The following is an 18,270-nucleotide window of genomic DNA, read 5'->3' as shown; positions in this document are numbered from 1 at the left end:
GCCGAAAATACGCTCGATTCCTTTCCTCAAATCATTGGAATGAATACAAAAACCAATAAAATTGACTAAAATCTATTCTTATCTTACATCAACAATTTAGCAGTTTATTGAACGTACATTTGTACCATAAATAATCACAATATGAAAACAGTATATCATAAAGCAGATACAAGAGGCCACGCCAATCACGGTTGGCTGAATTCTTACCATACTTTCAGTTTTGCCAATTATCAAAATAATGAAAGAACGCATTTTGGAGCGCTCAGAGTCTTAAATGACGATACCGTTACCCAGGGAATGGGTTTCGGAACGCATCCTCACCGGGATATGGAAATCATTTCAATTCCGCTGGAAGGCGATCTTGAACACAAAGATTCAATGGGCACAACAGCAGTCATTAAAAAAGGAGAGATTCAGGTGATGAGTGCGGGAACCGGAGTAATGCACAGCGAGTACAATAAAAATAAAGATCAAGCAGTAAAATTTCTGCAGATCTGGGTGTTCCCGAGGGAAACCGGTGTTGAACCGAGATACGATCAGAAAAGCATTAAAGAAGGTGAAAAATAAACGGCTTCCAGCAGATCCTTTCTCCCGATAAGAACGATGACGGAGTCTGGATTCATCAGGATGCCTGGTTTAACCTCGCAAATTTTACCAAAGGAAACGGTAAAAATTATATGCTTCATAAAAAAGAAAACGGAGTCTATGCCTTTGTATTAAAAGGAAGTGCAAAAATTGGCGACAGAATATTAAATGAAAAAGACGGCTTAGGAATCTGGGATACCCAAAGTTTCAACATTGAGGCTGTAGAAAACACAGAAATCCTTTTAATGGAAGTTCCGATGGAATTACCTGCATATCTTAAATAAACCCCTATTTTTGCACAACAAAAATTCCCCGCCCTTGGAGGGGTGGCGAAAATTCAGAATGAATTTTTGAGGGGTGGTTAATCAAAATTTAGTCGGTCAAAATAATAAAAAATACTTTAAATTAGATACAAAAACAATGAAAATTTTAGCAATAGCCGGAAGCAATTCCGATACATCGATCAATAAGCTTTTAGTAACCTATGCAGCTTCACTTATTCAGAATGCAGAAGTGGAAGTGGTAGACATGAATGAATTTGAAATGCCGGTCTACAAGCACCAGCGCGAAGTGGAAAGCGGAGTTCCTCAGGAAGCAAAGAATTTTGCAGCTAAAATCGATGCGGCAGATGTACTTGTTGTTTCTTTATCTGAACATAACGGAACTTATTCTTCTGCATTTAAAAATGTATTCGACTGGACCTCCAGAATCAAAGACAGAGCCGTGTGGAACGAAAAACCGATGCTGTTGATGGCGACAGCTCCCGGAGCCAGAGGCGGATTGGGTGTTTTAGAAGCAGCAACCAAGCGTTTCCCGCTTCACGGAGGAAATATTGTAGACACTTTTACCCTGCCTTTCTTCAATGATAATTTTGACAAATCGGCTCAGAAAATTTCTAATGAAGAGAAAGACAACGAATTGAAGGAAAAAACTGCAAAACTTTCGGCAGTAGAAATTATCCTTGAAAAATAGATTTGAATATTAATTTAAAATTAATATCTTTGCAAAAAGAAAAAAAGATGAATATTCAGACCACTTTTAAAGAATGTTTCTCCAAGAAAGGGAATGTTGTGGGCTCTGAAATAATCAGATAAAACATCGGCCGATAATCTACTAAGATTGTCGGCTTTTTTATTTTCGGAATTAGAACTAAAACATAGAAATAAATTGTGCCAATTTAGCCATTAACGATTAAATTGTTAAATTGTTAAACTGATACACTGTTACATTAATAATATGAGCAACACTTACAAATCCGCAGGAGTAGACAAAGAAGAAGGGTACAAAACCGTTGACAAAATCAAAAAAGCTGTGGGCGAAACTCACAATTCCAATGTATTGAATCATTTGGGAAGCTTTGGGGCTTTCTATGAAATCGGAGGTTACAAAAATCCTGTTCTCGTTTCAGGAACCGACGGTGTAGGAACAAAACTTAAAGTAGCTTTAGACTCAAAAAAATACGACTCGATAGGAGTAGACTGTTTTGCAATGTGTGCTAACGATATTCTGTGTCATGGCGCAAAACCTTTATTCTTCCTCGATTATCTGGCTTGCGGAAAACTTGATTCCGAAATTGCTGCAGAAATTGTTTTAGGAATGGTAGAAGCCTGTAAAGATAACAACTGTGCGTTAATTGGCGGAGAAACTGCCGAAATGCCGGGAATGTATCAGCCGGGAGACTATGACGTTGCAGGATTCTGCGTAGGAATTGTAGAAAAAGATCAGATTATTGACGGCTCAAAAATCAAAGCCGGCGATAAAATCATCGCATTGCCAAGCTCGGGATTCCATTCAAACGGATTCTCTCTCGTAAGAAAAGTATTCCCTGATTTCAACGAAGAATTCGAAGGAAAACCTTTGTACGAAACGCTTTTGGTTCCTACAAGATTATATTATAAAGATATTCATAAAATCCTTGAAGAAGTTCAGGCAGCAGGTATCGCCCACATTACAGGTGGTGGTTTATACGAAAACATCCCGAGAATTATCGGTGAAGGACTATGTGCTTCCATTGATGCTTCAAAAATCCAGATCCCAAGTATTATGCTGGAATTGGAAAAAAGAGGTGGCGTAGCCCGTGAAGAAATGTTCGGAACCTTCAATATGGGAGTAGGAATGATCGTTGTAGTGGATGCGGAACACGCAGAAAAAGTACTGCACCTTTTGGATGATGCTTACGAAATCGGAGAAATTACGGAAGGAAGCGAAAAAATAAATCTGTCATTTTAATGTAACAATATAGCAATGCAACAGTTTACCAATTTGAAATATTGTTAGAATGATAGATTGCTACATTAAATTAATTTTAGGAGCTTAATCCCGCTTTCCGCTATATCTTTTTCGCCGCCGCTTTTTTAAAAAGCCATTTCAGAAAAAGGATGCCGCTGCAATCGGGGCTACTTAATAACAGCCTCTCAAAATAAAATGAAAAACTTAGTTATACTCATTTCAGGTTCAGGAACCAATCTTCAGAGAATTATTGATACTGTTGATAACGGAGAAATCCGGAATGCAAAAGTATCTCTGGTTGTTGCCGACAGAGAATGTTACGGACTGGAAAGAGCAAAAAAACATAACATAGAGAATACCTTGATTCCGAGAGGGAAAAATTTCAGCAGCGAATTGGCTGAAGTAATTCCTGAAAATACAGACTTAATCGTTTTAGCCGGATTTTTATCCATTCTGAAACCTGAGTTCTGCGAAAAATGGAACGGGAAAATAATCAATATTCATCCGGCGCTGCTTCCGAAATTCGGCGGTAAGGGAATGTGGGGACACCATGTTCATCATGCTGTGATTGAAGCTAAAGAAAAAGAAAGCGGAGCCACCGTACATTTTGTAACCTCAGGAATTGATGAAGGAGAAGCGATTCTGCAGAAGTCGTTTGAAATTACGGAAGACGATACTCCCGAAACCGTTGCGGAAAAAGTTCATCAGATTGAGTATGAAATTTTCCCGATAGCGATAAATAAAGTATTAAATAATAATTAAACTGTAATTAGACATTAATTATTAGGGATACAAAAAATTCCCCTCTTCTGGAGGGGTGGCAAAAATTCAAAGAATTTTTGACGGGTGGTAAAAAAGATAAAATTATTAAATAACATCAACCCTTTGCTGAGTGAAACGTCTTTGCGAATGAAAAATATTCAGCAAGAAATAAAAAAAACTTAGCGTCCTTTGCGTTAAAAAAATAAACAAAACACATTAGATTTTATTATTTCGAAAAAACAAGAAAAATCTAAGTAAAAATAAATAAGATCGGAGGTGAAAGACCCGGTCTACAGTTTGAAATAGCTGTAAAAAGTAAATTGAAAATAAAGTTCTTATAGAGAGTCCCGAAGGGACGATCTATATCAGGATAGGACGAAAGTCCTTTTAAATTGTAAAATGAGAATCCTGTTAAAAAGAACGTTTTACATCATGGGCAGGATGAAATCTGTCAAAAAAGCAAAAAATCGAAAGTAAAATGAGCAAAAAAAGAGTTTTAATCAGTGTTTCTGACAAAAGCGGATTGACCGAATTCGCGCAGTTTTTGGAAGCCCAAAATTATGAATTGATTTCTACAGGAGGGACATTCAAACATTTGAAAGATGCTGGTTTAAATCCGATTCAGATTGATGAAGTTACCGATTTTCCAGAGATGCTGGACGGAAGAGTAAAAACATTGCACCCGAAGGTTCACGGCGGATTGCTCGCGGTTCGTTCCAACGAAGAGCACATGAATACCGTTCAGGAACATGGGATAGGACTTATTGACATGGTCATTGTAAATCTTTATCCTTTCTTCGAAAATGTTAACAAAGACATTTCTCTTCACGAAAAGGTAGAATTTATCGATATCGGAGGCCCTTCAATGCTTCGTTCTGCCGCTAAAAATTTTGATTCCGTTACGGTAATTACAGATGTTGAAGATTATGCGGTGGTAAAAATTGAAATGGAGCAAAACGGCGATACCTATATCGAAACCCGTAAAAAGCTTGCAGGAAAAGTATTCAACCTTACTTCGGCTTATGATGCAGCAATTTCAAGAATGCTTTTAGATGAAGAATATCCTACCTATCTGAATGCCTCTTATAAAAAAGTTTCTGACCTTAGATATGGTGAAAACCCGCATCAGACGGCAGCATACTACGTTTCTACTTTTGAGAACGGAGCAATGAAAGATTTCCAACAATTAGGAGGTAAAGAATTATCTTTCAATAACCTTCGTGATATGGATCTTTGCTGGAAAGTGGTTACCGAATTTAAAGAAGAAATGGCCTGTTGTGCCGTGAAGCATTCCACACCTTGCGGAGTGGCGATCGGAACTTCGGCGCTGGAAACATATCAGAAAACTTTTGAATGTGATCCTGTCTCCATTTTTGGCGGAATTGTTGCAATGAACTATAAAATCGATGCGGCAACAGCTGAAGAATTAAACAAAACGTTCCTTGAAATCGTTATGGCTCCCGAATTTGATGAGGAAGCTTTAGAAATTTTAAGAAAGAAAAAAAATCTGAGAATTATAAAAATCGTAAACCCTGTTTCTGACAAACAGACCTGGGTGAAGATTGACGGAGGTATCCTTGTTCAGGATAACGACAGCATCTTCTCTGAAGACATCAAAGTCGTTACTGAAACCCAGCCTACCGAAGAGCAGAAAAAAGCATTATTATTCTCCCAGAGAGTAGTAAAATATGTAAAATCAAACGCAATTGTAGTATCCAACGGAATTCAGGCCTTTGGAATCGGTGGCGGACAGGTAAACAGAATCTGGGCAACCCAACAGGCAATCGAAAGAGCAAAAGAGAAATTCTCCGGCGACTTGGTATTGGCTTCCGATGCGTTTTTCCCGTTCCGTGATGTCGTAGATTTCTGCGCTCAGGAGGGTATTACGGCAATCATTCAGCCGGGAGGAAGTGTAAAAGATCAGGACAGTATTGATGCTGCTAATGAACATAACATCCCAATGATGTTTACCGGAATCAGACACTTTTTACATTAATTAAAATTAAATTAAAATTATAGATGAAAATCTGTAATTTAGGATAGATTGCTTTCCGGTCTTTGCTAAGTGTTAACGCCTTTGCGAACTTAAAAAGCAGTCAGTTATTAAAGATATCTTAGCGGACTTTGCGTTAAAATTTTTATTGAGATTAAATGCATACATCCGGAAATTATATTTTGAGATTGTATTTATAGCATTCAAAATTATATATTTGTAAAATTAGACTAGATAATTAAATAAAGTATGAGAATATTAATCATAGGTGAAGGTGGAAGAGAATCTGCTTTGGCAGCAAAACTTCAGAACGATTCAAGAATTTCCAAGATGTTTTTTGCCAACGGAAACGCTACCACTGATGTGATAGGAAAAAATGTTCATTTATCAGAGATTAAAGAACTTAGAGATTTTGCCATCAAAGAAAAGATCGATTTAACGATCGTTGGCCCTGAAGCTCCTCTTGTGGCAGGACTGAAGGACGAATTCAAAAAGCACGATCTTAAAGTTTTTGGTCCTAACCAGAAAGTGGCAAGTCTTGAAGGAAGCAAGGCTTTCTCGAAAAAATTTATGCAGACCTATGATATCAAAACAGCAAAAGCCGTAGTATTTGATTCATATAACGAAGCTAAAGAATATGTTCAGACCCAGCAGTATCCGTTAGTGATCAAAGCAAGTGGTCTTGCAGGAGGAAAAGGTGTTGTAATCTGCGATACACAGGAAGAAGCAGAAGCAACCATTCATGACTTCATGATCAGAAGAGTGTATGGAGATGCAGGGATCCGTTTAGTTATCGAAGAATATCTGGAAGGTTTTGAAGCTTCAATCATCGCATTCTCAAACGGCGAAAAATTATTCCCTTGTATTGCGGCGAAAGATTACAAAAAAGCAGGAAACGGAGATACAGGACCGAATACCGGCGGTATGGGAACGGTGGCTCCAAGCCCTGAATTTACCCAGGAACATTATGCTGACTTTGAAAAAAATATCCTTGAACCTACTTTAAAAGGTCTTAAAGCAGAAGGTTTCGGTTTCAAAGGAATTATTTTCTTTGGATTGATGGTTACCAAAAACGGAACCTACCTTTTAGAATACAACATGAGATTTGGAGATCCTGAAACTCAGGTGTTGATGGCTTTGATGGAAAACAATCTTCTTGATGTAATCCAGGATTGTATGGAAGGAAAAGACATTGAGCTTAAATTTAAAGACGAAAAAGCCGTTTGTCTTGTTATGTGTTCGGGAGGATATCCGAGAAACATCGAAACAGGTTTCGAAATTGTAGGCGAAGAAAAGCTGAAATACAGCAAACTTTTATATGCAGGTGCCGTAAGAAAAGGTGACAAAGTGGTTTCAAACGGTGGAAGAGTACTCAATATCGTAGGTACAGGAGCAACTTACGAAGATGCCCGCAAAAAAGTATACGAAGACGCAAGCCATGTACATTTCGATTACGGCTTCTACAGAGAAGACATCGGAAAGTTTTAAAAAATAAATCACGAAAAAAGATTTGGAGCAATCCAGGTCTTTTTTTGTAAAGGTTTTATCAATAAAATTGAATTAGGTCATCCTGAGTTAAAGTATGATAAAACCTGATTAATACAATTTAAAAGGTTCAGGTTGAGCCCTGAAAGGGCTAAACACAATAGCTCCGGTATAACCCGGATAACCGAAAATAATGTAATTGAATATTTAATCAATCATATTAATCATTTATCAATCATCATTTATCAATTATAAAAAATGAACAACGGTATTATCATTTTAGATTTCGGATCACAGTACAACCAGCTTATCGGAAGAAGAATCCGTGAAATGGGAGTGTATTCTGAAATTTTACCATTCAATACACCCTTAGAAACCATATTAGAAAAACAGCCGAAAGGAATCATCCTTTCCGGTGGACCAAGTTCTGTAAATGCTGAAAATGCCCATCTTGTTCAAAAAGAACTGTATGAGCAGGGAGTTCCTGTTTTAGGGATTTGCTACGGAATGCAGCTAACGGCGCACCTTTTAGGTGGGAAGGTTCATAAAGGCGTAAAAGGAGAGTACGGAAAAGCACATCTGGAAATTATAAAAGAAAGTTCTTTACTGAAAGGTGTAACCAATAATTCTATCGTTTGGATGAGCCACTTTGATGAAGTAGGACAATTACCTCCAGGTTTTGAATTAAATGCTGAATCAGGCGTAATTGCTTCCATGGCGAATGAAGATAAGAAAATCTATTGCGTGCAGTTTCACCCGGAAGTTTCCCATACCGAAGAAGGCGGAAAAATGTTGGAGAATTTCGTATTCGGAATCTGTAATGCAGAGAAAAACTGGAAACTGACCAACTATATCGAAAAAACAGTTGAGGAAATCCGTGAAAGAGTGGGAGATCAAAAGGTAATTCTCGGACTTTCCGGAGGAGTAGATTCTTCTGTAGCAGCGGTATTGATTCACCGTGCAATCGGTGATCAGCTGACGTGTATCTTTGTAGATACAGGATTGTTGAGAAAAGATGAAGGCAAGAAAGTAATGGACAATTACGGAGAGCATTTCCATATGAACATCAAATTAGTGGATGCTTCCGAAAGATTTTTATCTAAATTGGCCGGAATTGATGACCCTGAAGCAAAAAGAAAGATTATCGGGAATGAGTTTATCCATGTTTTTGACGAAGAATCCCATAAAATTGAAGGGGCTAAATTCTTAGCGCAGGGAACGATTTACCCCGATGTTATTGAAAGCCAGTCGGTAAACGGCCCTTCAGCCGTAATCAAGTCTCACCATAATGTGGGCGGCCTTCCTGAAGAAATGGAATTTGAATTGCTGGAGCCTTTGAGAGAATTATTCAAGGATGAAGTAAGAAAAGTAGGTGAAGAACTGGGAATTCCACATCATTTGGTTCATAGACATCCATTTCCTGGTCCAGGTTTAGGAATCAGAATATTAGGAGCGGTTGACACCGAAAAAGTGAGAATTCTTCAGGAAGCAGATGATATTTTCATTGAGGAATTGTATAAAAACGATTTGTATGAAAAAGTTTCTCAGGCTTTCGTGGTACTGTTACCGGTAAAATCTGTTGGGGTAATGGGTGATGAAAGAACCTATGAATACACAGCAGTGGTTCGTTCTGCCAACACCATCGATTTCATGACCGCAACCTGGAGCAGGCTTCCGTACGAATTTTTGGATACGGTTTCAAGTAGGATCATCAATGAAGTAAGAGGAATCAACAGGGTAGCGTACGATATTTCAAGCAAACCGCCCGCAACAATTGAGTGGGAATAATTTGACCCGAATTTTAGATATAATCCTGCCTTTGGGCGGGATTTTTATTTATTAATTTGTTTAATTTTATTTGAAGCTATTTCCTGCTTTCCACTATATCTTTTTCTCCAATGCTTTTTTCAAGCCAATTCAGAAAAAGGATGCCGTTGCAATCAGGGCTAAGATCGTAGTCGTCCTTTCTATTTTTACAATCAACATAAAATTACCGCTCAGTTTGTTATCCTGGAAGGCTCTCGGCAACGTGATTCTGAAAAGCTATGTATAGACGGTTCAGGGAGACAAAGGGTGTGGTGAACTAACAAGGTATTATGTAATTAACCTGTTGTTAGCTTTCGTATTCAACGCTCAACTTAAATCAAAACAAAATCTTTTATGTCTTTTGCGGTTAAAAAACTCATGTATTATAAATAAGTCTCAGTTTTTCCCTAAATTTAAATAAAATTATATCAAATGCAAATTGAAACAAGACCATTAACGGTCGAAGATTATCCGGGGCTTGTCGAGACCATGAGGAGGGCTTATCCCCAAATGTCCGAATATGTCTGGTCCAAAAAAAGCATCGAAAAATTAACCAGAATATTTCCTCGGGGACAGATCTGCATTACCGTTGACGGAAAACTCGCTGCCGTAGCACTTTCTATAATTGTAAACTATGATGAATTTGGTGACGACCATACCTACAGCGATATTACAGGAAATTACACCTTTAATACCCATACTTCCACAGGAAATGTGCTCTATGGAATCGAAGTTTTTGTTGATCCCGAGTTTCGGGAACTCCGGCTCGGAAGAAGATTGTACGATGCCCGGAAAGAACTTTGTGAGCTGCTCAATTTACGGTCGATTATTTTAGGAGGCAGGATCCCCAATTACCATAAACACAGCGAGCTTTCACCAAGAGAATACATCAGGAGGGTTCGGGATAAGGAAATTTATGATCCGGTATTATCCTTTCAGCTTTCCAATAATTTTCTGCCGATCCGGGTCCTGAAAAAATACCTTCCTGAAGATGAATCCTCAAAAGAAAATGCCGTTTTGCTGCAGTGGAACAATATTTACTACAGCAAAAAGCCTAATACGATGCAGGATAGCATCATTCGTTTGGGGCTGGTTCAGTGGCAGATGAGACATTTTAAGGATATTGATGCTTTTTACGAACAGGTTGAGTTTTTTGTAGACGTAATGGGAGATTACAAAGCAGATTTCGTCCTCTTTCCGGAATTGTTCAATACACCTTTGCTGGCTCCTTTCAATAAACTTTCCGAAAGAGACAGCATGATCGAACTGGCAAAATTAACCGACGAAATCAAGATGAAAATATCGGATTTGGCGATCAGTTATAATGTCAATATCATTTCCGGTAGTATGCCGGTGTTTGAAAATAATGATCTGTACAATGTAAGTTATCTGCTTCACAGGGACGGAAGAGTAGATGAATACAGGAAAATTCACATCACGCCCAACGAGAAAAAATACTACGGAATGAAAGGCGGAAGCGAAATCAGGGTTTTTGATACCGACTGCGGAAAAATAGGACTCGTAATTTGCTATGATGTTGAATTTCCTGAACTGCCGAGAATTTTGGCAGATCAGGGGATGAAAATTCTTTTTGTACCGTATCTTACAGATACGCAGAACGCGTATATGAGAGTTCGGCATTGTGCAGCAGCAAGAGCTATTGAAAATGAATGCTATGTTGCTATTGCAGGCTGTGTAGGAAATCTTCCTGGCGTTAACAATATGGATATTCAGTTTGGGCAGGCAGCCGTTTTTACCCCATCGGATTTTGCCTTTCCTTCAAACGCGGTTAAAGGAGAAGCTACACCCAATACAGAAATGACCCTGATTGTAGATGTAGATTTAAATCTCCTTAAAGATCTCCATCACCATGGCTCCGTACAGGTTATGAAGGACCGGAGGAAAGATCTTTATGAAACCTATCTCAAATAATAGGCGTCGTTATTTTGCAAATTGAATAATACTGCACCTCTAAAGAAGAGGTGTTTTTTTTTTGCCGGTTATTTAAAATAAATTCTGCTCGTACATCATATTGCCGTTAAACTTTTTAATAAATGTATGACGAACATAATAATAATCATCCAATATTACCTGAATAGATAATAAAGTAAAGGGATAAACGTTCGGTAAATAAAGTGTAAAATGTTTGTAAATAATAATACGATAAAATTGTATAAATTAATATATTACTTAAATATTAATATTTAAATGTAAATGCTTTAAATATATTGTATTTATGTTTTGTTTTAGCTAAATTTGTAGAAATAGTTTAGATTAAATAAAACTAATATTACACCAAAAACTTTAACCTGACAACCAGAACCAGAGAATATTCATGAAAAAACCGGGCCTTAATAAATCTTTATACAACGGTCAAAGATTTTATACCGTCTTACAATTCCCTCAATTCTTAAAAATACAAGCTGCTGAAATTGATTTTATTTTGCTGAAGGATCATAATAGTATAGCTCCCTATTAATAAATGTAAACACAATAAATTATCTGGTAATGAATAATACATTGCACAAAGATTGCAAAGTTTTAGTTTCTGGTATTTTACATAGTGTTATTATCTCACCTTTTCTATCAGGGATAGAGAATTTTTATTCAGCCAAAACGATTAAACACCATTTTTATTTTCACATATAATACTAAAAGGATGAAATTTGACTACAAAGAAATACACATAGGAAGTATCATACAGACCCGTGTGGCAGATACAGGAACCGATATCGAAAGAATCTGTAAGTTCCTGAAAACGACAAAAGACAAAGTAGAAGAAATGTATCAGTCCAAAAGTTTAGACAGCGACACTCTCATGAGATGGAGCAAACTCTTGGAATACGATTTTTTCAGGATATATTCTCAACATCTTATTCTGTATGCACCGCCTTCCAAAGTAGATAAACAGACAGAAAAAAAATCACTGCTTCCCAACTTCCGCAAAAGTATCTATACAAGGGAAGTTATCGACTTTATCGTTGAACTTATAGAAACTCAGGAAAAAACAATGCCGCAGATTGTGAATGAGTACAGAATCCCGAAATCTACGCTGCACAGATGGACCAAAAAATACGGTAATATTAATAACGGATAACATGAAAAAAAATATATCTCAACCAGACTTTAAAAAAATATATACAGATATCCTGCAAAAGAAATTTCCTGAAAAGAAAGAACAATGTAATAAAATTTTAAGCAAAAAGACCCTTACGGAGCTGGATGTTATTGCTATTAATAATATCATATTTACGCCTGTTTCACAGGATATTATCAAATCCAATCAGCAGCACCGGTCGTACAGCAAGTCTACTATTATTAAGATTCTTGAATTTCAAAAAGAGCACGGGCTCAACAATACCAAGTTGGCTTTGCATTACAAACTGAGCCGCAACACTGTTTCAAGGTGGAAAAAACTTTTTGTCGTATAAATAATTATTTACTTCGGTCTTTGGTAAAGCTGTTTTGCCGTTAGGAATAATTTTTGAACGTTTACGGCTTGTTTTTTATTACTTTTATAAATTATGTTCGATAAGCAACAGCGAAAACTGAAAAGATCTGCAAAACTGATTTCCGTATTAAGTAAATACGGGTTCAAAGATCTTCTGGCAAGGATGAATGTCGGAAATAAACAGGCTGAGATTTCTTCAGACCCCGAAGAAATTATTTCAAAAGGAACTGTTTACGAAAGAATACGGCTGGCTTTGGAGGAGCTGGGACCTACTTTTGTGAAGCTGGGCCAGACATTCAGCAACAGGGAAGACCTTCTTCCTCCTGAGCTTATTCAGGAGCTGCAGAAACTGCAGGATAAAGTAGATAAAATACAGATGAATGTTGAAGAAATTCTTGAAAATGAATGTCATATTACGGTGTCGGAACACTTTTCTGAAATTCAGCAGGAACCTCTGGCAACAGCTTCTATTGCACAGGTGTACAAAGCTGTACTTACAGACGGGACACAGGTTATCCTCAAAATAAAGAAACCGGATGTGCAGAAAATCATTGAAGATGACCTTCTGTTGATCAAGGATCTCGAAAAACTTATTTCATCCTATTCTGAAATCGGCGAAAAGCTTAATCTGAAGCAGGCCATTTCCACTTTTGAAAAATCGCTGCTGGAGGAGGTTTCCTTAATCAATGAAAAAGAAAATATTCTTCAGTTCAGGAGAAATTTTAAAAACAGCAAAGAAACTTACGTTCCTCAGGTTTATGAAGAATTTTCCAACAACAATATCCTTTGTATGGAGTTTGTAGATGGAATCAAAGTAACAGACAAGGCAGCCCTTCTGGCCAATTCTATAAATCCCGTTCATGTATCTGAAGCAGGATTACGGCTTTTTGTTTCGCAGATTCTCGACTACGGCTTTTTTCATGCAGACCCCCACGCAGGGAATATTCTGGTGAAAAAAGACGGGAAAGTTGTTTTCATAGATTTTGGTGCGGTAGGTAAAATCCCTCCGAATGATAAAGAAATCCTGGAAGATCTCATTGTGAGTTTTGTTGCAAAAAATCCGCATAAAATCGTTCGTTACCTCAAAAAAATGGCAGTAAGCTACCAGATCCCGGATGAAAGAAGGTTTGAAGGGGATGTAGAAGATATTCTTGATTTTGTTCACAGTACCTCTCTCAAAGAAATAGATCCTCATGCGGTCATGAACAAGATGAAAGATGTATTAAAGGATAACCGACTCTATATGCCGGACTATTTCTATCTGCTCTTCAAAGGGATAGGATTGATTGAAGGGGTAGGGCGCACCATTAATCCTGACCTCGATGTGGTGAAAAGCCTGCATCCTTACACGAAAAAAATATTCGCTAAAAAGATCAGCCCGCAGAATATTTTCAAAACCGGAATGGATAAAATGATGACCTTTACAGATAATGTAGATGAAATCCCGAAAGAATTACGTTCCGTGCTGCAGAAGCTCGATGAAAATAAATTCACCGTTACCAGCGAAATTAAAAATATTGAGAAAACCAACCAGTTAATAAAATCAAGTGTTGTTAATCTCATTCTTACAATGATACTCGGTGCAAACATCATTGCTACAGCAATTGTCTTTGTTTCTGAATCTGGTCCTAAAATCGGGGAAATGTCTCTGGTGGCCGTTCTCGGATTTGTATTTTCGGTAATATTGACGATTATTATTCTGCTGAGAATTACCAGGAAATAACAAGTTTTTCTTAATGTGATTTAATTCCGTAATCCTGCATGAGTTCCATTCCGTAATTTCTTAGGATGGCAACAATTTCGGAAGCTTTTTTACCTCTTTCAGTGATAGAATACTCTGTTCTCGGCGGTACCTCCGGGAAAATCTCTTTTGTGATAAACCCGTCCTCTGTCAATTCCTTCAGACATTTGGAAAGCATACGGTGCGAAATGTGCGGAATACTGACGGCCAGCTCAGTATAACGCCATGGTTTGTCTTTTACACGCCAGAGAATAGGCATTTTGTAGGTTCCTCCGATTTTGCTTAATGCAAACTCAACAGGATTATGAAAAAGATGATTATCCGAAATAAAATTAGGCATACTTACATTTTTGTGTGTTTCTCACAAAGATAGACAATATAGATTTTTATCCAAATAGGAAACTATATTTGTCCTGTCAATCTGAAATAATATCATCGGTATAATCTAAATCAACAATAAATTATGAATATTGCAATTATCGGTTCGGGAAATGTAGGCGGAGCACTGGCTCAGCAATGGATTAAAGCCGGACACAACGTTTTGATAGGAGCGCAGTTTCCTCTCAGTGAAAAGAATATTGCTTTGGCAGCAAAAATTGGAGAAGACCGCTTCGCAGTGATAGAAAATGCAGTTAAACAATGTGAAGTAATTCTAATTGCTACTCCTCCGGAAGCCATTTTTGAAATTTTGCAGAAGTTAGGCGATGCGTCAGGAAAAATAATCATTGATGCCACCAATGCTATTATGAAAACTCCGGAACCGTATGAAACCGTTTACCATGCATTGGCAGATAAAACAAATGCCGAAGTCGTAAAATGCTTTAATACAACGGGTTTTGAAAATATGCTGAATCCTTTATACCAAGACGAAGCAATTGATATGTTTATGGCAGGTGACAGCGAAAAAGCAAAAGAGGCTGCTAAACAGCTGGCTTTGGATTGTGGGTTCGGATCATGTATAGATTTTGGGAAATCTGATAAAGTAGAATTGCTGGAGAAGTTGGCCCTTTCCTGGATCAATCTTGCCATTATGCAGGGAATGGGGCGTGATCTCGCATTTAAAATTATTCACAGATAGCCGGAAATCAATATTTAAAAGCCTGGAAGCAGCATTTATTTCCAAAAATTAATTGCCTATCTTTGCAAAATGGAAAAACTCACTTTTGCAGATTTTGACCTTCCGGTTAAAATTCTTGATGTTTTAGCAGATCTGGAATTATTCGAGCCTACACCTATTCAGGAAAAAAGTCTGAAGCCTATACTCTCAGGGCGTGATGTGATGGGAATTGCACAGACCGGTACAGGAAAAACACTGGCCTATCTTTTACCCGTCCTTAAAACCTGGAAATATAATAAAAACGGAAATCCTACGGTTCTTATTCTTGTACCCACAAGGGAGCTCGTAGTACAGGTAACGGAAATTATTGAAAAGCTGACAGAAAATATCACAGCAAGAGTGATCGGAATTTATGGAGGTAAAAATATCAATACGCAGAAACTTTTGTTCGACGCAGGCTGCGATATTCTCGTAGGAACTCCGGGGAGAGTGATGGATCTGGCGATTGATAATGCCATCTCCTTAAAAGAAGTTCAGAAGCTGATTATTGATGAGTTTGATGAAATGCTGAATCTCGGTTTCAGACCGCAGCTGACGCATATTTTCGAGATGATGAAAGAGAAGAGACAGAACATTCTTTTTTCAGCTACCATGACTGATGCCGTGGATGAGATGCTAGACCAGTATTTTGCCAGTCCGGTAGAGATTTCCCTTGCAAAATCAGGTACTCCGCTTGAAAAAATAGAGCAGACCGCTTATAAAGTCGAAAATTTCAATACGAAGATCAACCTTCTCGAATATTTATTGAAGCGTGACGAAGATATGTCAAAAGTATTGATTTTTAACAATAACAAGAAAAACGCAGATCTTCTTTTTACCAAAATTAATGAGCTTTTCCCTGATCAGTTTGATGTGATCCATTCCAATAAATCTCAGAACTACAGGCTGAAAGCCATGAAGAGTTTTGAGAATGAAGAGATAAGAGGTCTTATTACCACAGACGTTATGGCGAGAGGTCTTGATATTTCGGATATTACCCATGTTATCAATTTTGAAACTCCCGATATTCCGGAGCAGTACATCCACAGAATCGGTAGAACGGGTAGAGCAGATAAAGACGGAAAAGCAGTGACATTTGTTACCAAAAAGGAGGAACCGCTGATTCTGGACATCGAATTACTGATGGACAAGGAGCTGAAATTTATCGGCTTCCCTGAAGAGGTGAAAATTAATCCTAAGAAAATTGCTTCTGAAGAAGAAGTGATATCCATGAAAAATCCTGCTCAGGTAAAGTTGAATGAAGGAGGAGGAGCATTCCATGAAAAGAAGGACAAAAATAAGAAGGAAAACTGGGGAGGCCCTTCCAAGAGAAAAGCCCCGAAAAAATTCGGTGCCAACAGAGCCCAGCAAAAAGCAATTTCAAAATCCAAGAAAAAGAAATAACAAAACTCCCGAATTTTCGGGAGTTTTTTGTTGTTATCAATTAAAAATCATTGTCTTCATCTTCATCAAGAAAATCGAGTTCGTCATCACTCTGAATGTAGTCGTGAGATATTCCCGGAGGATTAAATAATCCCCAATCATCTACAATAAAATGTTTAAGATCAAATCCGGCTACCCAGTCCACAAACAAAATGCGGAATTCTTCTATAAGATTTCTGATCAGCTTGTAATATTTTGAATCTGTAAACCCAAACATTTCAAGATTATTTCCGCTTACCATAATATCTCTTGCTGCTTTACGGATAATTGCGGCATTCTCCATCTTGATGTCATAAAGTTTTACAGCTTCGGCACCAGATATTTTAGCCTGAATAATCATGCTGTCTTCAAGCAGATTCATCTTTAGATGTTGCAGATAGTCATTATCTTCGGGGAAAAGATCAGTAATGATCTTTAACGTTTCGTAGATTTCCTCGGCTTTTTGATAAAGCGGTAAATTTCTAACCGATTCTCTCATTTATTTCATGTAAGGATTCATTACGGAAGTCCAGAGTTTGTAACCCTCCGGCGTCATATGAAGCATATCTTCTACAAAAAGATCTTTTCTTACATTGCCTTCAGCATCCTGCATTACCTTTGTAATATCGATGAACTCCGAGTTTGGCTGTTTTTTCATAAAAGCGGCAATTTTTTTATTGGCTTCTTTCATTTGCGGCCAAAGCTTTTCGCGGCTCGGAGAATATTTGATAGAGATATAATCTACTTCAATTTTCGGGAATTTAGCTCTTATTTTCTGATAAAACGTTTTGAAGCGTTCTACCACAACATCAGCTTTCAGTTTGTCATCATCCGCAAAATCGTTCTCTCCGCAATAAATAATAATCTGTTTTGGATGATAATTTAAAAGATCGCCGGCAAAATAATTAAGATCCGTTAATCTTGAGCCTCCGAAACCTCTGTTGATGATGGTTTTGTCGGGAAAATAATCCGCAACATCGGTCCATTTTGTAAACGATGAGCTTCCTACCAGGAGGATGGCATCTTTTGGTGGCGGTGTTTCCTGATCCTGTTTTTTGAAATTCTCTATGTCCTGCCAGAACATCGGTTTTTTTTCCTGTGAAAAGAAAAGGGCAAAAGTCAGCAATAGAAATGCTGATAACATCTTCTTCATTGTATAATCATTTTAAAAATTCCGTTTCATAAAAAAACTCCCGGAATCTCGGGAGTTTCATTTTATCTTTTTAAAGAAATATAGGTGTAATCGATCACCTGATCTCCATTCTGGTCAATGTTCCCGAACATCTGTTTAAGCCTCATTTCCGAACTTGTAAGAACAACTACCTGATATGGTCTTGGGCTGTCGTTCGTATATTTTATGGTGAGATTCTTGGTCTCTGTATCATAATCATACGTTCCTTCCGATTTGTAAGCGAGCTGACAATCAGTTCCAGCGGTGGTATACGCTGAAAAAGCGGTATAAAAATCCGTTCTGTATTCCATCGTATTTTTGGTTTCGCATCCTGTCGGAACGGTAGTGCCAAGAACTGTTTTATCGTCTTTTCCTGAAATTACTTCTGTTTTACTGATTTTCCATTCACCTTTCATCATATCCATTTCATACGCTTGGATATCATCATCTTCACATGAACTAAGCACGAATGCTGAAAAGGCAAATAAAAGTAATTGTTTTTTCATTTTTACAAATTTAAGAATATGCT

16 protein-coding genes and 1 pseudogene are annotated in these 18,270 nt (G+C 37.6%); 13 read left to right on the top strand and 4 right to left on the bottom strand.

Features of this window, described 5'->3' with window-relative positions:
* The first annotated feature begins 141 nt into the window (after nucleotides 1-141).
* The 11 genes and pseudogenes from ACYT6F_RS18155 to ACYT6F_RS18105 all read left to right on the top strand — a co-directional run bounded on the left by ACYT6F_RS18155 (nucleotide 142) and on the right by ACYT6F_RS18105 (nucleotide 14,034).
* Nucleotides 142-869 (top strand): annotated as a pseudogene (locus ACYT6F_RS18155) (pirin family protein).
* 136 nt (nucleotides 870-1,005) lie between these two features.
* Nucleotides 1,006-1,557, top strand: coding sequence for an NADPH-dependent FMN reductase (locus ACYT6F_RS18150; RefSeq protein ID WP_472599026.1), 552 nt, complete (start codon nucleotides 1,006-1,008; stop codon nucleotides 1,555-1,557).
* A 264-nt stretch (nucleotides 1,558-1,821) separates the two neighbouring features.
* Nucleotides 1,822-2,814 carry a phosphoribosylformylglycinamidine cyclo-ligase gene (gene purM / locus ACYT6F_RS18145; RefSeq protein WP_472599025.1) on the top strand — a complete coding sequence of 331 codons (993 nt, stop codon included), beginning with the start codon at nucleotides 1,822-1,824 and terminating at the stop codon, nucleotides 2,812-2,814.
* A 195-nt stretch (nucleotides 2,815-3,009) separates the two neighbouring features.
* Nucleotides 3,010-3,576, top strand: a complete 567-nt coding sequence (gene purN, locus ACYT6F_RS18140) for a phosphoribosylglycinamide formyltransferase (RefSeq protein WP_472599024.1) — start codon at nucleotides 3,010-3,012, stop codon at nucleotides 3,574-3,576.
* 478 nt (nucleotides 3,577-4,054) lie between these two features.
* On the top strand, nucleotides 4,055-5,572 hold the full coding sequence (purH, locus tag ACYT6F_RS18135) for a bifunctional phosphoribosylaminoimidazolecarboxamide formyltransferase/IMP cyclohydrolase (RefSeq protein WP_472599023.1): 1,518 nt from the start codon (nucleotides 4,055-4,057) through the stop codon (nucleotides 5,570-5,572).
* 246 nt (nucleotides 5,573-5,818) lie between these two features.
* A complete protein-coding gene (gene purD, locus ACYT6F_RS18130) occupies nucleotides 5,819-7,057 on the top strand; it encodes a phosphoribosylamine--glycine ligase (RefSeq protein WP_472599022.1) in 1,239 nt (412 codons plus the stop codon).
* Between the two features lie 255 nt (nucleotides 7,058-7,312).
* Nucleotides 7,313-8,842: a glutamine-hydrolyzing GMP synthase gene (gene guaA, locus ACYT6F_RS18125; protein WP_472599021.1), complete on the top strand. Its 1,530-nt coding sequence runs from the start codon at nucleotides 7,313-7,315 to the stop codon at nucleotides 8,840-8,842.
* A gap of 450 nt (nucleotides 8,843-9,292) precedes the next feature.
* Complete coding sequence (locus ACYT6F_RS18120; RefSeq protein WP_472599020.1) at nucleotides 9,293-10,792, top strand: nitrilase-related carbon-nitrogen hydrolase; 1,500 nt, start codon at nucleotides 9,293-9,295, stop codon at nucleotides 10,790-10,792.
* A 727-nt stretch (nucleotides 10,793-11,519) separates the two neighbouring features.
* Nucleotides 11,520-11,957 carry a transposase gene (locus ACYT6F_RS18115; protein WP_472599019.1) on the top strand — a complete coding sequence of 146 codons (438 nt, stop codon included), beginning with the start codon at nucleotides 11,520-11,522 and terminating at the stop codon, nucleotides 11,955-11,957.
* A gap of 1 nt (nucleotide 11,958) precedes the next feature.
* A complete protein-coding gene (locus tag ACYT6F_RS18110; RefSeq protein WP_472599018.1) occupies nucleotides 11,959-12,291 on the top strand; it encodes a helix-turn-helix domain-containing protein in 333 nt (110 codons plus the stop codon).
* 93 nt (nucleotides 12,292-12,384) lie between these two features.
* Nucleotides 12,385-14,034: an ABC1 kinase family protein gene (locus ACYT6F_RS18105; protein ID WP_472599017.1), complete on the top strand. Its 1,650-nt coding sequence runs from the start codon at nucleotides 12,385-12,387 to the stop codon at nucleotides 14,032-14,034.
* Between the two features lie 10 nt (nucleotides 14,035-14,044).
* Here the strand turns inward: ACYT6F_RS18105 and ACYT6F_RS18100 are convergent, their stop codons facing one another.
* Nucleotides 14,045-14,392: a winged helix-turn-helix transcriptional regulator gene (locus tag ACYT6F_RS18100; protein ID WP_472599016.1), complete on the bottom strand. Its 348-nt coding sequence runs from the start codon at nucleotides 14,390-14,392 to the stop codon at nucleotides 14,045-14,047.
* Nucleotides 14,393-14,515: 123 nt separating this feature from the next.
* Here ACYT6F_RS18100 and ACYT6F_RS18095 point away from each other — a divergent pair, with 123 nt between their 5' ends.
* Together ACYT6F_RS18095 and ACYT6F_RS18090 are read left to right on the top strand one after the other, a co-directional pair.
* Nucleotides 14,516-15,130 (top strand): NADPH-dependent F420 reductase, encoded by a 615-nt coding sequence (locus ACYT6F_RS18095; RefSeq protein ID WP_472599015.1) that lies wholly within the window; start codon nucleotides 14,516-14,518, stop codon nucleotides 15,128-15,130.
* 69 nt (nucleotides 15,131-15,199) lie between these two features.
* On the top strand, nucleotides 15,200-16,552 hold the full coding sequence (locus ACYT6F_RS18090; RefSeq protein ID WP_472599014.1) for a DEAD/DEAH box helicase: 1,353 nt from the start codon (nucleotides 15,200-15,202) through the stop codon (nucleotides 16,550-16,552).
* A gap of 40 nt (nucleotides 16,553-16,592) precedes the next feature.
* Here ACYT6F_RS18090 and ACYT6F_RS18085 read toward each other — a convergent pair whose 3' ends face one another.
* From ACYT6F_RS18085 to ACYT6F_RS18075, 3 genes are all read right to left on the bottom strand, one after another.
* On the bottom strand, nucleotides 16,593-17,069 hold the full coding sequence (locus tag ACYT6F_RS18085) for a hypothetical protein (protein WP_472599013.1): 477 nt from the start codon (nucleotides 17,067-17,069) through the stop codon (nucleotides 16,593-16,595).
* Complete coding sequence (locus ACYT6F_RS18080; RefSeq protein WP_472599012.1) at nucleotides 17,070-17,723, bottom strand: GDSL-type esterase/lipase family protein; 654 nt, start codon at nucleotides 17,721-17,723, stop codon at nucleotides 17,070-17,072.
* A gap of 62 nt (nucleotides 17,724-17,785) precedes the next feature.
* Entirely contained in the window at nucleotides 17,786-18,247 is a 462-nt protein-coding gene (locus ACYT6F_RS18075; RefSeq protein ID WP_472599011.1) for a lipocalin-like domain-containing protein, read from the bottom strand.
* Between the last annotated feature and the right edge of the window lie 23 nt (nucleotides 18,248-18,270).

It is taken from the genome of Chryseobacterium sp. NG-CE01 (genome assembly GCF_055695505.1).
This window is presented reverse-complemented; position numbering and strand designations above follow the sequence as displayed.

Coding starts and splice junctions, on each gene's coding strand:
- ACYT6F_RS18120 (WP_472599020.1), top strand. CDS start 9,293: ATGCAAATTGAAACAAGACCATTAACGGTCGAAGATTATCCGGGGCTT.
- ACYT6F_RS18110 (WP_472599018.1), top strand. CDS start 11,959: ATGAAAAAAAATATATCTCAACCAGACTTTAAAAAAATATATACAGAT.
- ACYT6F_RS18095 (WP_472599015.1), top strand. CDS start 14,516: ATGAATATTGCAATTATCGGTTCGGGAAATGTAGGCGGAGCACTGGCT.
- ACYT6F_RS18080 (WP_472599012.1), bottom strand. CDS start 17,723: ATGAAGAAGATGTTATCAGCATTTCTATTGCTGACTTTTGCCCTTTTC.
- ACYT6F_RS18150 (WP_472599026.1), top strand. CDS start 1,006: ATGAAAATTTTAGCAATAGCCGGAAGCAATTCCGATACATCGATCAAT.
- ACYT6F_RS18115 (WP_472599019.1), top strand. CDS start 11,520: ATGAAATTTGACTACAAAGAAATACACATAGGAAGTATCATACAGACC.
- guaA (WP_472599021.1), top strand. CDS start 7,313: ATGAACAACGGTATTATCATTTTAGATTTCGGATCACAGTACAACCAG.
- ACYT6F_RS18085 (WP_472599013.1), bottom strand. CDS start 17,069: ATGAGAGAATCGGTTAGAAATTTACCGCTTTATCAAAAAGCCGAGGAA.
- purM (WP_472599025.1), top strand. CDS start 1,822: ATGAGCAACACTTACAAATCCGCAGGAGTAGACAAAGAAGAAGGGTAC.
- ACYT6F_RS18105 (WP_472599017.1), top strand. CDS start 12,385: ATGTTCGATAAGCAACAGCGAAAACTGAAAAGATCTGCAAAACTGATT.
- purD (WP_472599022.1), top strand. CDS start 5,819: ATGAGAATATTAATCATAGGTGAAGGTGGAAGAGAATCTGCTTTGGCA.
- ACYT6F_RS18090 (WP_472599014.1), top strand. CDS start 15,200: ATGGAAAAACTCACTTTTGCAGATTTTGACCTTCCGGTTAAAATTCTT.
- purN (WP_472599024.1), top strand. CDS start 3,010: ATGAAAAACTTAGTTATACTCATTTCAGGTTCAGGAACCAATCTTCAG.
- ACYT6F_RS18100 (WP_472599016.1), bottom strand. CDS start 14,392: ATGCCTAATTTTATTTCGGATAATCATCTTTTTCATAATCCTGTTGAG.
- purH (WP_472599023.1), top strand. CDS start 4,055: ATGAGCAAAAAAAGAGTTTTAATCAGTGTTTCTGACAAAAGCGGATTG.
- ACYT6F_RS18075 (WP_472599011.1), bottom strand. CDS start 18,247: ATGAAAAAACAATTACTTTTATTTGCCTTTTCAGCATTCGTGCTTAGT.